The sequence below is a fragment of the Streptomyces sp. NPDC054841 genome, from assembly GCF_053611045.1.
Window position 1 is genome coordinate 1 of record NZ_JBSGZO010000056.1, and the last position, 14,027, is coordinate 14,027.

Annotated in this window: 7 protein-coding genes; all 7 read right to left on the reverse strand. The window is 72.7% G+C overall.

Features of this window, described 5'->3' with window-relative positions; all coding sequences use genetic code 11:
• Positions 1 to 291: 291 nt before the first annotated feature.
• Positions 292 to 7,854, reverse strand: a complete 7,563-nt coding sequence (locus tag ACWGI8_RS11125) for an amino acid adenylation domain-containing protein (RefSeq protein ID WP_453659878.1) — start codon at positions 7,852 to 7,854, stop codon at positions 292 to 294.
• A 15-nt stretch (positions 7,855 to 7,869) separates the two neighbouring features.
• Entirely contained in the window at positions 7,870 to 8,835 is a 966-nt protein-coding gene (locus tag ACWGI8_RS11130; protein ID WP_453659880.1) for a TauD/TfdA family dioxygenase, read from the reverse strand.
• Positions 8,832 to 9,617, reverse strand: a complete 786-nt coding sequence (locus ACWGI8_RS11135) for a 4'-phosphopantetheinyl transferase family protein (protein WP_453659881.1) — start codon at positions 9,615 to 9,617, stop codon at positions 8,832 to 8,834. Before ACWGI8_RS11135 ends, ACWGI8_RS11130 begins: the two co-directional genes overlap by 4 nt.
• Before the next feature lie 235 nt (positions 9,618 to 9,852).
• The gene (locus tag ACWGI8_RS11140) at positions 9,853 to 10,791 is read right to left on the reverse strand and encodes a TauD/TfdA family dioxygenase (RefSeq protein WP_453659883.1); all 939 of its coding nucleotides are present in this window, start codon (positions 10,789 to 10,791) and stop codon (positions 9,853 to 9,855) included.
• 40 nt (positions 10,792 to 10,831) lie between these two features.
• Positions 10,832 to 11,629 (reverse strand): thioesterase II family protein, encoded by a 798-nt coding sequence (locus ACWGI8_RS11145; RefSeq protein ID WP_453659885.1) that lies wholly within the window; start codon positions 11,627 to 11,629, stop codon positions 10,832 to 10,834.
• Between the two features lie 49 nt (positions 11,630 to 11,678).
• On the reverse strand, positions 11,679 to 12,947 hold the full coding sequence (locus ACWGI8_RS11150) for an MFS transporter (RefSeq protein ID WP_453659887.1): 1,269 nt from the start codon (positions 12,945 to 12,947) through the stop codon (positions 11,679 to 11,681).
• The gene (locus tag ACWGI8_RS11155) at positions 12,944 to 13,903 is read right to left on the reverse strand and encodes an ornithine carbamoyltransferase (protein WP_453659888.1); all 960 of its coding nucleotides are present in this window, start codon (positions 13,901 to 13,903) and stop codon (positions 12,944 to 12,946) included. The genes ACWGI8_RS11150 and ACWGI8_RS11155 overlap by 4 nt, the downstream gene beginning before the upstream one ends.
• Positions 13,904 to 14,027: the final 124 nt, after the last annotated feature.

Genomic DNA, 14,027 nt, shown 5'->3' on the forward strand with positions numbered 1-14,027 from the left:
TCCCCCCCCCCAGGCGAAGCTCTGGGGGAGCGCGTGCCAGGGCACGCGAGCCCGGCAAGATCCGAACGACCGGCCCTGGACGAGTAAGTCCTATCTCCCGCCGTCCGCCCGGAGGGCGGGCTTCGCGGCGTCCGGTGCGTGCAGATGCCAGGCGGAGAGTCGTCCTCGTACTGGGCGTACTTGGACGATCCCGACAACGCGGCGTGGGGGCACCTCCCGTGCCCGAAGGGCTAAGGGGGAGTGCGTGCCGGGCGTCGCGGAGCAGGCGGGAGATAGAACTTACTCGTCTAGCTAGGCGTCGTCGTCCACCGGCGTGTCGGCTCCGCCGCCGGTCCAGCGCGCGGCCGATGCCGGTCCGCCGGTCCGCCTGAGCGCGTCCGCCACGAAGGAACCGATGCCCTGGCCGGATTCGGCGTTGGTGAGGACGACGAAGCCCTCGCCGCTGTCGAGCCGGGTGAACGTGCCGGCCCGGAAGCCCGCCGTGCGGCCGCCGTGCCCGTACTCCGTCCCGCCGCCCGTCCCGTCCACGACCGTGCCCAGTCCGTAGAAGCTGCCCGGATGCCGGACGGTGAGCATCTGCTGGGCGAGCGGCCTGGTGAGGAGCAGTGCGCCGGGCTCGCCCAGCCGTGCCCGGCGGATCTCCACGGCCACCCTGGCCAGATCCGCGGCGCTGGACCACAGCCCGCCCGACGCCGCCTCCGCACGGATGCGCCAGCGGCCCTGGAGCGGAGTTCCGTCCATGTCGTGGCCCGCGGCGGCGGGACCGGCGGACCGCTCCGGGTACCACTGGTCGAAGCTGCTGTCGGTCATGCCCAGCGGGCCGAAGACCAGGCGTTCCATGAGACGGGGGAAGCTCTCCCCCGTCACGTCCTGGAGCAGGAGTTCCAGGACCGAGAAGTTGACACCGTTCTTGCGGAAGACCTGCCCGGCGGGGAGCTCCACACCGACCGGCGCATTGGTGGCAGGGGGCAGACCGCGCAGGATCTGGAGCACCGTGGGCATCGTGTCGGTGGGCCGGTAGTGAGCGGCGGGCACCGGACCGAGCCCGGACTGATGGCTCATCAGTTCCCGGACGGTGATGGGCGACTGGCCCGGGACGTGCCAGGACGTCAGGTACCGGTTGACGTCGGCGTCCAGGTTGAGCACGCCCTCGGCGGCCAGGCGCAGGACTCCCAGCGCCGTCACATGCTTGCTGATCGAGCCCACCCGGAACGGCGTACGGGGCGTCACGGGTTCGGCGCCGTCGGCGGCGGTGACGCCGTACCCCTCGGCCGAGACCACCTCGCCACCCTGCAGGAGCACCACGGCCGCGCCCGGCACATGGTGCCGGTCCATGGCCGCGAGCAGCACGTCCGCGCCGAGCACGGACGGGTGGCGGGGCCGGGGCGCCGGCCCGGTGCGGCGCGCTTCGGGCGCCGGCTGCCCGGGAGGCAGGGCGTCCACCGCCGCCGCGAGCCCGGCCAGCGTGTCGTACTCGTAGAGCATGCGCAGGGTCAGCGGCAGGCCGATGCGCCGGGCTTCGGCGAGCACACGGATCACCTTCAGCGAGTGACCGCCGAGTCCGGCGAAGCCGTCCTGGGCGCCGACGCGTGCGACGCCGAGAACGTCGGCCCAGATGCGGGCGATGCGCTCCTCGGTGACCGTGCGCGGAGCGACGTAGCCGTCGTCGTCGCCCGCGCCGTCCCGGCCGGGGAGACCGGGGGCGGGCAGGGCCGTGCGGTCGACCTTGCCGTTGGCGTTCAGCGGCAGGGCGTCCAGCGCGGTGAAGGTCGCCGGGACCAGGTACTTCGGCAGCCGCTCCGCCAGGTACCCGGCCATGTCCTCGGGCACCGCCGGAGTCACATAGGCGGCCAGCTCCCCCTCGTGCGCGGCGACGAAGGCGTCACGCACGCGCGGATGCCCGGCCAGCACCGCCTGCACCTCGCCCGGCTCGATCCGGTACCCGCCGATCTTGACCTGGTCGTCCACCCGCCCCAGGAACTCCACCTCCCCGTCGGGGAGTTGCCGTACGAGGTCGCCGGTGCGGTAGAGACGCGAGCCCGGCGGGCCGCAGGGGGCCGGCACGAACCGCTCAGCGGTGAGATCGGGGCGGCCGGCGTACCCGCGGGCCACACCGGTGCCACCGACGTACAGCTCACCGGCGACACCGGGCAGCACCTGTCGCATGGAGTCGTCGAGAACGTGCACGGTCATGTTCGGCAGGGGCGTTCCGATCGGGGCGATGCCACCGGCGCCGCCAACTGCCCCCAGTTCATGGGTGGTCGTGCCGACGCAGGCCTCGGTCGGGCCGTACTCGTTGATCAGGCGTACGTCCGGCGCGAGTGCGCGCCAGCGCCGGACCGTCGTCCACCGCAACGGCTCTCCTGCCACGACCAGGACGCCGGCCAGTTCCTTCGCCTGCCCGGGGGTGAGCTGCTCGGCCAGCAGGTCCAGATGGCCCGGGGTGAGCTTGACGAAGCTGTACGGGGCCATGGCGGTCAGCCGGTCCGCCAGGTCGCCGGGGCCGGTGTTCTGCGGGACGGTGTGCACGGCCTGACCGGTCACCAGCGGCGCCCACAGGTTGGGCACCACGAGGTCGAAGGCGACGGAGGAGAACAGCGGCGCTCCACCACGGCCACCGGACGCCAGCTCCCGTGCCGCCCAGGAGACATGGTTGACCAGAGCCCGGTGGGACACCTCCACGCCCTTCGGACGGCCCGTCGAACCGGACGTGAAGATCACATACGCCAGGGTGTCGAGGTCGTCTGCCCGTTCCGGAGCGGGCACCGCACCGGTGCCGGCCGAGCGGTCGGCCGAGCGGTCGGCGAGGCGGTCGGCCAGCACCAGCTCCACGCCGTCGAACCGGTCCGTGTACGCCGACGAGGTCACCGCCACGGACACACCGGCGCTCTCCGTGATCGACGCCACCCGCCGCGCCGGGTAGGACGGATCGACCGGCACATACGCACCACCGGCCTTCCACACCGCCAGCAGCGCGGCGATCAGGTCCGGCCCGCGGTCCAGCAGCACCGCCACCCGCGACTCCGCGCCCACACCCCGCTCACGCAGCACATGCGCCAGCCGGTCGGCCCGGCCGTCCAGCTCCGCGTACGACACCGGCTCGTCGCCCTGCACCACCGCGACCGCGTCCGGATTCCGCGCCGCCTGCTCCTCGAACAGCCGCAGCACCGACTCCGGCCCGACCGCGCACGCCGTGTCGTTGACCCGGTCCAGCAGCCGCGCCTCCTCCGGCTCCAGGAACACCTGTTCCGCGCTCCCGTCCGGATCGGCGGCCATCGCCTCCAGCACCCGCCGGTACAGCGCCGCCACCCGTTCCGCGTTGGCGCGGGTCAGCACGGTGGTGTTGGTCTTCAGGCTGATCCGCCGCGAGACCGTCGTGAAGGCGAGGTCGAACTCCGTCTTGCCCGGCGCCATGACCGTGCCCATGTCGACCGCGTCGCTCTCCAGCCGCGCGAAGTCGACATGGTTGAGGACGACGTGGACCAGTCGTCGTCCCCCGGCGTCCCGCTGCATCTCCGGCATCGGGAACCAGCGGTGCGGCCACAGCTCCGCCTCGTGGTCGTAGGCCGTGCGAACCAGTTCGCGCCAGGTGCCGGCAGCGCGCCGGAACACGAAGGGGACCGTGTTGAGATGCACCCCGAACATCCGGTCGGCGCCCGCCGTCTCCGGCCGGGTGTGCACCACGACCCCACTGGTGAAACGGGACTCACCGGTGAGCCGGCTCAGCACTGCGCCGTACGCGGCCACCAGCACGCTCTTGAGCGAGGCACCGGCGCCGGCCGCCAGGGCGCGCAGCTTTTCCTCCAGGTCGTCGAACGGCACCCACACCCAGAAGTCCTCGCGGGGCCGGTCCTGGTCGCCCCAGCCCGCCGGGAGGGAGAAAGCCGGCTGTTCGTCGACGGTCCTCGCCCAGTAGCCGCGGTCCTCGGCCGAGGCCAGTGCCCGCAGTTCGCCGGCGACGGAGTCGGCGAACCGCACCCCGGGATGCCGATAGGGCCCGGGGGCGCCGGACTCGCGGATGCTCCGGTAGCAGTCCAGCAGCTCCCGCAGCAGCGAGTGGTAGCTCCAGCCCTCCAGGATTCCGTGGAACTCGGAGGCCGACAGCCACCACCCGTCGTCCGTGCGATGGACGGTGAGCCTCAGCATCGGCGGTTCGGTGAGGTCGAAGACCCGGGCCCGGTCCTCGTCGTGGAACCGGTGAAGGCTCTCCAGGACGGCGTCCGCGTCCAGCCCGCGCAGATCCCGTACCGCGACCGGCACCTCGGCCGAGGGATGCACCAGTTGCACGGGCACGGAACAGGAGTGCAGGTCGAAGGAGGTACGCAGCACCTCGTGCCGTGCCGCCACGGTCGCCGCGGCCTCGCGCAGCGCGGGCAGCGAGAAGGGCACGGCGTCGCGGATCCGGGTGGTGGCGACGTTCTGGTAGGTGTTGTGCCGGTCGTGGCCGAGCATGTCGATGACCATGCCGATCTGCGTCTGGGTCATCGGGTACGCGTCCACCGGGCCGGCCGGCAGCCGCTCCCGGTCCGCGGCGCTCATCAGCTCGAACGGCCGGACCGCCGCGCGGGTTCGCGCCGGGGCACGGTCCGCGGCCACCGCGCACATCCCGGCGACCGTGCGCTGGTCGAACACATCGCGGATCGTCACGTCGTACCCGGCCGCGCGGAGCGCGCCCACCAGGGCCACCGCACGGATCGAGTCACCGCCCAGGTCGAAGAAACTGTCCTCGACGCCGAGTCCCTCCAGACCCAGCACCTGGCACCACACCTGGACGAACTCCCGCTCTGCGGGGGTGCGCGGCTCGGCCCGCGTCCGGTCCGGGCCCAGCTCCGGCGCCCCGGTGCCGGGCGCGGGCAGGGCGCGTCTGTCGAGCTTGCCGTTGGGGGTGAGCGGCAGCGTGCTCACCGGGACCAGGGCCGCGGGCACCATGTACTCGGGGAGTGACGAGCGCAGATGGCGGCGGAGTTCGGCCGCCTCGGCGGTGGTGTCGCCCGCGGGCACGACGTACCCCACGAGCCGCCTGTCACCGGGCTCGTCCTCGCGTACGACGACGGCGGCCTCCCGGACGGAGGGGTGCGCCGCGAGCACGGTCTCGACCTCGCCCGGCTCGATGCGGTAGCCGCGGATCTTCACCTGGTCGTCGATCCGGCCGAGGAACTCCAGGCCGCCGTCGGCCCGTTGGCGCGCCAGATCACCGCTGCGGTACATCCGGGAGCCGGGTGGCCCGAAGGGGTCGGGGACGAACCGCTCCGCCGTCAGCCGGGGCCGGTGCAGGTAGCCGCGTGCCACTCCCGGCCCGCTCACATGGATCTCTCCGGGGACGCCGACCGGTACGGGATTCCCGTACGGGTCGAGCAGCCGGACGGCGAGGTCGGCGAGCGGGCGGCCGATGGGGTTGCCGGCCGTGGTGTCGACATCGGCGCGGGTGACCCGGTGGCAGGTGGCGTGGACGGTGATCTCGGTGATCCCGTACATGTTGAGCACGGCCACGCGGTCGAGACCCACCCGGTCGCACCAGGGCCCGAGTTCGGGGATCTGCAGCTGCTCACCGCCGCACACGACGGCCCGCAGGGCGAGCCTCCCGGCCTGCGGGCCGCCGTCGGCCGCCGCCGAGACCAGGCCGCGGAAGGCCGACGGTGTCTGGCAGAGCACCGTGACCCGCTCCTCGACCAGCAGGTCGAGGAGTTCGCCCGGGGAACGGGCGGTGTCGGGCGGTACGACGACGAGCCGGCCGCCGTGCAGCAGCGGGCCCCACATCTCGAAGACCGAGTAGTCGAAGGCGTGCGAGTGGCACAGCGTCCACACGTCGCGCTCGTCGAAGGCGAGATGCTCGCGGGTCGTGTCCATGAGCCGGCGCACATTGCGGTGGGTGACCGGTACGCCCTTGGGCCGGCCGGTCGAGCCGGAGGTGTAGATGACATAGGCGAGGTCGTCGATGTGACCCGCCGGCTCCGGGTCGGCCGCGGGCATCGCCGCAAGCTCCGGCCGCTGCCGGTCCAGCGCCACGGACTTCCCTGAGTACCGCGCCGAGAGCCGCTCCTCGTGCGCGCTGTCCGTCAGCACCAGGGGCGCGCGGGTGTCCTCGAGGATCAGCTCCAGCCGGGCGTCGGGCGTGGCGGGGTCGAGCGGGACGTAGGCCGCGCCCGACTTGAGGATGCCCAGCAGCGCGGGCAGCAGCGTGATGCCCCGGTCCAGGAGGACTCCGACCAGGGTCTCGGGTCCCGCCCCCTCCGCGCGCAGCAGATGCGCGATCCGGTTGGCGCGGGCGTTGAGTTCGGCGTACGTCAGTGTCTCGCCCTCGTACGACAGGGCGACCGCGTCCGGGGTACGTGCCGCCTGTTCCTCGAACACCCGGGGGATGGGCCGCGGGTCCACCTCCCGGCGCGCGGGCGGGGCGGTGAGCCGGGCCCGCTCCGTCTCGTCGAGCAGATCGAGGGCGGACAGCGGTGCGTCCGGGCGGTCCACGGCCGCGCCGAGCAGCCGGACGTACTGCCCGAGCATGCGCTCGGCGGTGGCCCGGTCGAACAGCTCCGTGGCGTACTCCAGCCGCGCGGTGAACGCCCCGTCGGGTGCCTCGTCGACCACCATCGAGAGATCGCATCGGGCTCTGGCCCTGGGCGGCTGCACGGGTGTCGTCGTCACACCCGGCAGCCGGTAGTCGGTGACCGTTTCCTCGCGCAGGGTGAACAGGGCCTGGAACAGGGGGGTACGGGACAGGTCACGCTCGGGTTCCAGCTCCGCGACCAGCAGCGGGAAGGGCACGTCCTGGTGGTCGAACGCGTCCAGAACGGTCTGCCGGACGTTCGTCAGCAGCCCGCTGAACGTCGGGTCGTGGTCCCAGCGCGTCCTGATGACGAGGCTGTTGATGCCGTACCCCATCATCCGCTGCCACTGGGGGCGGACCCGCAGCGAGGAGACCGTGCCGACGGCGATGTCGGTGCGGCCGGTGTACCGGGAGAGCAGCACCTGGAAGGCGGTGAGCAGCACCGCGAACGGTGTGGCCCCGGCCCGGGCCGCCACCTCCCGTACGGCTGAGCCCACCGCGTTGGGGATGCGGTGGGTGATCGCGCCGGCGTCGCTCCCCCGGACCGCGGGGCGCCGGCGGTCCGCCGGCAGTTCGAGCGGAGTGAGTCCGTCGAGTTCGCGCCGCCAGTGGGCGAGGTCGTCCGCGAGTGCGTCCCCGGAGGTCCGTTCGTTCTCCCACACCGCGTAGTCGGCGTACTGGGTCGCAAGCGGCAGGGGGTCGCCGCCGGAGGCGCCCTGCCGGTACAGGTCGCCCAGTTCCTGTGCGAAGAGCCCGGTGGACCAGGCGTCGCACGCGATGTGGTGCACGATCAGGATCAGTACGTGCTCGTCCGCCGCGCACCGGAGCAGCGTGCCGCGCACGGGCCACTCCCGCTCCAGGTTCATGGACCGGGCGCCCTCGCGCTCGATCCGCGCCGGCACCGCGGACTCCCGCTGCCCGGCCGGCAGTCCGGTGAGGTCGTCGAGGGTGAGCGTGCCCGCCTCGGCGGGGTCGATCAGCTGCACGGGCGAGCCGTCCCGCAGGAGGTAGCGGGTGCGCAGGATCTCGTGGCGGGCCAGCACGCCGTCCCAGGCGCGGCGGAGCGCCGGTACGTCGAGCTCACCGGTCAACCGCAGCGCGAGCGTGACGAGGTACTCGTCGCTCTCGGGGTGCAGCCGGTTGTGGAACCACATCTGCCGCTGCCCCGCGGAGAGCGGCAGCGGCCTGGAGCGGTCGGCCCGGGGAGCCGGATCGGGCCGGTCGCGTCGTCGCCCGCCCGAGAGCCGGCGTCTGAGGAGTTCGGCGCGGAGTTCGTCGGTCGTGCGCGGCCCGGGTGATCCGGCTCCCATGGGTCAGCTCCTTCGTCAGGCCGTCGCTTCCGAGCCGGCCGGCTCGGCCATCGCGACGGCGATCTTGCGCGGGCCCGTGAACGGCTCCCGGGCGTGCGCGGCCCGCATGTTGTCGACGATCAGGACGTCGTCGCGCTGCCAGTCGAAGCGGGTGGACGCGGCCCGGTAGGCGGCGCGCAGATGGTCCATGACGGCGTCGGGGATCGTCCCGCCGTCGCCGTAGTACGTGTTGGTCGGCAGGTCCTCGTCCGGGAAGATCTCCCGCAGACCCTCCTGGACCTCGGGGGCCAGCGAGGTGACGTGGAAGAACGTCGCGTGGTTGAACCAGACACGCTCCCCGGTCAGCGGGTGGGTGTGCACGGCCCGGCGGACCGCGGTGGTGCGCAGGCCGCCGTCCGGGCGCCAGTGGGCGTCGAGTCCCTTGTCCCGGCAGTACGCGGCGACCTGGTCGCGGTCCTCGGTGCCGAAGGTCTCCTGCCACGGCACCCCGAAGTCGGCGTGGAAGTTGCGGACCACGCGCCAGCCGCGACGCTCGAACTCCTCGCGCACGTCGGGGTCCAGTTCCCGGTAGACGCGCCGGATGTCGGCGAGCGGGGTGGCGCCGAGGCTGTGCGGGGGCTCGATGCAGTAGAAGAACAGCTTCAGCGGCCAGACCGCCTGGTAGGAGTTCTCGTTGTGCAGGAAGATCTCCTCGTCCGCCGGGTAGTCGGTCGAGGTGTACACCTGGCCCTTGATGGTGGAGCGCGGTGAGGAACGCTCGGCGTAGGTGAGCGGCGGCGTGCCGGAGAAGGCCCGCACGGTGCGGTCCAGTCCCTCGGCGCCGCCGACGCCGAAGCCGCGCAGCAGCAGGGCCCCACGCTCGGTCAGCAACTCCCGCAGTTCGGCCCGGTGCCGGGAGATGTGCTCCTGGACCGGGCCGCCGTCGCCGGTGACGACGGCGGCGAGCGACCCCGTGTCCGGGGCGGTCTCGGTGGTGGTCATGGGGTGACTGCTCCTTCGGTCAGCGGCGGAGCGGGCAGCGGCACCGCCGAGCCGTCGTGGTAGCCGCGCAGGATCACGGGGCCGGTGCTGCCGGCCTCGCGGGCGAGCGCGGCGAAGAGATGGGGGCCCGCGGGCAGGTCCTGGACGAGCCAGCTGTCCGGCCCGGCCGGTTCCCGGTGCCGTACGAGCACGGGGCCGGCCACGTCCGGACGTACGTCGACGGCGCGCAGATCGGCCACGATGCCGACACCGCTCGCCTTGACGACGGCCTCCTTCCTGGTCCAGCTGCGGAAGAAGGCGTTCATCCGCGCGGCCTCGGTGTTCTGCGCCCGCAGATGCGCGAGTTCGGACGTGGACATCACGAGCTCCGCGGAGCCGTTGAAGTCCAGCGTCCTGGCGTCCTCCAGATCGACGCCGATCTGCCGTCCGGCCACCACGGCGACGATCCAGTACGGCCCGGACCGCGACAGGTTGAAGTCGAGTCCGGTGGCCGGCCGGCTGACGGAGGGCCGTCCGTGCTCGGGGTCGTCGCAGCGCGGGCAGCGGCGCCGCCCGAATCCGATGCTCCTCGGTGGAGTGCCGAGGTAGCGGGCGAGGATGCGTCGCAGCGCGGCGTGGGCGCCCGCGTAGCGGACGCCCGTCTGCGGTGTTCTGCGCCGTACGACGAGGAGTTCCTCCTCGGAGAGCAGCGCCGCGTCCGCCGGGTCGGGCAGCTCGGGAACCCTGCCCTGCCAGATGTGGACGGCGTCGTTCTCCGTGAGGCTCCGGTATTCGGCGCCCATCGGCGGACCTCCTTTCCGGTCCTAGGGCCTGTCCTTTGGATCAGGCCGGATCAGCGAGCGGGGTCTGGTGCGTGTGATCGCAAGGCGGAGGAAGGAGCCCACGCGGAGCGTCGGCGACTGACGACAACGCAGCGTGGGGGCACCTCCCGTGCCCGAAGGGCTACGGGGGAGCGCGTGCCAGGGCACGCGAGCCCGGCAAGATCCGAAAGACAGGCCCTAGGTCCGTGACCCGCGGTCAGTCGGACATGGCGACGAGCACCCGGCGGTCGCCGGTGAACGGGCGGCGGCCGTGGGCCAGCAGCACGTTGTCGATGAGCAGCAGGTCGCCCCGGCGCCAGTCGACGTTCACGGCGGCGTCCAGACCCCGGTCGCGGATCTGGAAGACGTACTCCTGCGGAATGGGGCTGCCGTCCGCGAAGGTGACCGTCTGCGGCAGCTCGTCCTCCGGGAGGATCTGGGCGAGTGCGGCCGCGGTGTCGTCGCCGAGGCCGGCGGGGTGCCACTGGTCGGCCTGGTTGAACCAGACCTCGGTGCCGGTGACCGGGTGGCGGGTGGTGGACGGTCGTACGGAGGTGACTCGCAGCCCGCCGTCGGCCTTCCACTCCCAGCTCGCTCCGGTGCCGGCGAGGAACTCCTCGACGGCCTTGCGGTCACCGGTCTCGAAGGTGTCCTGCCAGCTCTTGCCGAGGCCGTAGCCGTCATGCAGGTTCTGCACGTAGCGGACGCCGCCGGCGAAGGCCTCCCGGACCTCGGCGTCGAGGGACTCCAGCCAGACGGCGGCGTCGACGACGGGGGTGGCGCCGCCGGTGCCGGGCTGGATCTCGCAGTAGAACGCGAGCCTGGCGGGCCAGGCGTGCGCATAGCTCATCTCGTTGTGCATCGAGATGGTGAATTCCTGCGGGTACTCGGTCGAGGTGTAGACGTTGCTGCCGACCTTGGTGCGCGGCGAGTTGCCGTGCACGTAGGCGAGGCGATTGGGGAGCAGCAGGTCGAGGACCGGGTCGAGTTCGTCGCGGGTGACGTCGAATCCCCGGAAGACCAGGCCCTTCTCCTGAACGAGCAGTTCCCCGAGGCCGGTGCCGCCGAGTTCACCGAGCCGCTCCGTGAGCTCCTGGGGCCCACCGACGCCTTCCGCCTCGATCTCCAGTGGTGTCCAGGTCCGGATGTCCGTCATCGCTGAGTTCCTCTCATTTATCGGATGCTTATAGGGATTTCTATAGAGACGCTATGATTTCTCCATCCCGTGTCACGGGGGCGATGCGCCGGGCCACATCCGCGAGCAGCTCCGCCTCGCGAGGCACCAGATAGAAGTGGTCGCCCTCGAAGGCGCGCAGCGAGAAGTCCCCCGACGTCGTCAGCTCGGCCCAGGCCAGCACGTGTTCGCGTACACAGCCGTGGTCCTCGGTCCCGACGTACGCGGTGATGGGTGAGCGGACCGGGACGGGACGGGACGGACGGTAGGACTCGATCAGCCGGTAGTCGGCGCGCAGCGGCGGCAACAGCAGTTCCCGCAGCTCGGGGATGTCGAAGGCCTCGGACCCCAGGTCGCCGAGGGCGCGGATGCCCGCGATGAGAGCGTCGTCGTCCGCGTCGTGCAGCCCGGTCCGCTTGGCGTGGTGCGGGGCCGCGCGGCCGGACACCAGCAGCCGGGCAGGGCTGACCGCATGCTGTGCTTCGAGCCGTGCGGCCACCTCGTACGCCACCGACGACCCCATGCTGTGGCCGAAGAGGACCAGCGGCAGGCCGAGGTGGGGGGCGAGGGCTTCGGTGACCGGGCCGGCGAGTTCGTCCATCGTCGCGGCGCACGGCTCGGCCAGCCGGTCCTGTCGGCCGGGGTAACGGACGGCGAGCAGCTCGACGTCGGCGGGCAGCAGGCCCGCCCAGCCGTGGAACAGCTGGGCGTTGCCGCCCGCGTGCGGGAAGCACACGAGCCGCAGCCGTGGCCGTGCGGTCCTGCTGTAGCGGCGGAACCACGGGCCGGCGTCCACCGGCGGAATCACGGATCTGGGCAACGGGTCTCCTCGGTCGCTGCGTTTCGGCGTATCGGCGTAGCGGCGTCGCTCATCGGGGCGGCGCCTCCGAGCCCGCCGGCTCCTCGGTGCGCAGCGCCGGGCTGATCGCCGCGACCGCTGCGAGGAGGGCCATGACGGCGCCGACGAGCAGCACGGAACGGGTCGTCCCCCAGGCCGTGAGGAGGAGTCCGCCACCGAGCGCGCCCAGCGCGTTGGTTCCGGAACCGAGCAGGCCCGCGGTGCTCGCGACCCTGCCCTGCATCTCGTCCGGGGTTGTGCGCACCTGGTACACGCCGGCGGTCACGTTGAACGCGGCGCCGACGAAGCTCGTCCCGGCGAACAGGGCGCCCAGCGCGAACGGGTCGCGCACCAGCGCCATGCTGGTCATCAGCACCGTCCAGGCGGTGGCGCCGCCGATGAGGACGGCCCGCTGGCTGAACCGGCGCGACCACCAGCCGCCGCTCAGCGCCCCGAGCAGACCTCCCACGCCGCTGAGGGCGAAGACGATGGAGAGGGTGGCGGAGGAACGCCCCTCCTCCTTGAACATCAGGATCAGGGCGAGCCCGAGCACCTGGAAGAGCACATTGCTGCCCGCGACGAACCCGAGCGCGGCCCGCAGAAACCTCTGCCGCCACAACCAGCGCATGCCGTCGGCCACTTCACTGTGCAGCCGCCGCCTGGGCCCGGCGGGCCGCTCCTGCTGGAACTTCTTCCTGATCAGCAGCAGGGTGCCGAGCGAGACGAGGCTGCCCACGGCCGCGAACAGGAACGGCGCCCAGCGGGTCAGCGCGTGCAGCAGTGTGCCGCCCGGCTGTCCGACCAGGCCGGCGGCCCGGCTCCTCGCCTCGTTCGCGGCCAGCGCCGCCGGCAGTTGCTCCTGCGGCACCACGTTGCGTACGGCGCCGCGCTCCGCGAGCCGGTAGAAGATGGTCAGGGCCGCCTCCACGAACGCGACGACCGCGAGGTGCGGCACCGAGACGGTCCCGGTGGCGACGGCCGCAGCCACCGTCGCCAGCGCCAGGAACCGGCCCGCCTCGCAGCCGATCATCAGCCGCCGCCGGTCCCAGCGGTCCACCAGCGCGCCGGCCGGCAGCTGCACGAGCAGCAGCGGCAGCAGCGCCGCGAAGGACACGACCGAGGTGGCGAGCGGTGATCCCGTGTGCCAGAGCACCAGCAGCGGATAGGCGACGGCGGTGACCCGGCTGCTGAGGAAGGACAGGGCGGCGCCCGTCCACAGCAGCCGGAAGTCACGGTTCGCGCGCAGCGGCGGCGGGCCGCCCGCCCCGGCGGTGGCCGGTGTCCCGGCGACGACACTCACCGGTGCGGCTCCGCACCGGCCGGGCCGCCGCCGCGGCACCACTCGAGGACCGCCATGGCGCTGTGCATCTTGTTCTCCGCCTGGTCGAAGGCGATGCTCGCGGGCCCGTCCAGGACCTCGGCGGTCACCTCGTCGCCCCGGTGCGCGGGCAGGTCGTGCAGGAAGACCGCCTTGGGGCTGGTGTCCCACAGCCCGGCCGTCACCTGGAAGGGCGCGAAGACGCGCCGCCAGTCGGGGTCGGGCTTGCTGGTGCCGGTGGTCTGCCAGCGGGTGGTGTAGATCGCGTCCAGGTCGGCCGGGAGGTCCGCCATGTGGTGCTGTTCGCGCAGGACGGAGCCGTGCCGCTCGGCGTGGGCCGCCGCCCGTTCGCGTACGGACGCGGTGAGGCCGTAGCCGGGCGGGGTGCGCAGCTCGAACTCGACGCCGGGGAACCGGGTCAGGGCGAGGGCCAGGGCCGCCGCGGTGTTGTTGCCCTCCCCGACGTACAGGATGCGCAGCCCTTCGATCCGGCCGAAGCGGCGGTACAGCGTGGTGAGGTCGGTCAGTGCCTGGGTGGGGTGTTCGTCGGCGCTCATCGCGTTGATGACGGACATCCGGTCCTGAGTGGCCCAGGCCCGCATCTCGGCCGGGTCGCCCGCGGTGCGGGCGACGAGGACGTCGAGCATCCGGGACATGACCCGGCCGGTGTCCTCGCTGGTCTCCCCCGTGTTGAGCTGCAGATCGCCGGGGCCGTACGCGATGATCTGCGCGCCGAGCCGCAGCGCCCCGCTGGAGAAGGCGGTACGGGTACGGGTGGACGTCTTGCTGAAGTAGATCCCGGCGACGGTTCCTTCGAGCGGGCGGGGGTGCCCGGCCGTGCCGGCCGAGAAGGCCGCGCCACGGGTGACGAGCGCGGACAGCTCCTCGTCGCGGAGGTCGTCGATCGAGATCAGATGCCGGATCCGCCGGTCGGTCATGCGGCCCTCCAGGGCGGGGACGGGTGCGGGTGCGGTGCCGGGTGCGGCCGGGGCTAGGGCCTGTCTTTTGGATCAGGCCGGATAAGTGAGCGGGGTCTGGTGCCGTGCATCGCAAGGCGGAGGA

Excerpts from the sequence above, each read along its gene's own strand:
- ACWGI8_RS11155 (WP_453659888.1), bottom strand. The coding sequence starts at position 13,903 with ATGACCGACCGGCGGATCCGGCATCTGATCTCGATCGACGACCTCCGC.
- ACWGI8_RS11130 (WP_453659880.1), bottom strand. The coding sequence starts at position 8,835 with ATGACCACCACCGAGACCGCCCCGGACACGGGGTCGCTCGCCGCCGTC.
- ACWGI8_RS11135 (WP_453659881.1), bottom strand. The coding sequence starts at position 9,617 with ATGGGCGCCGAATACCGGAGCCTCACGGAGAACGACGCCGTCCACATC.
- ACWGI8_RS11125 (WP_453659878.1), bottom strand. The coding sequence starts at position 7,854 with ATGGGAGCCGGATCACCCGGGCCGCGCACGACCGACGAACTCCGCGCC.
- ACWGI8_RS11140 (WP_453659883.1), bottom strand. The coding sequence starts at position 10,791 with ATGACGGACATCCGGACCTGGACACCACTGGAGATCGAGGCGGAAGGC.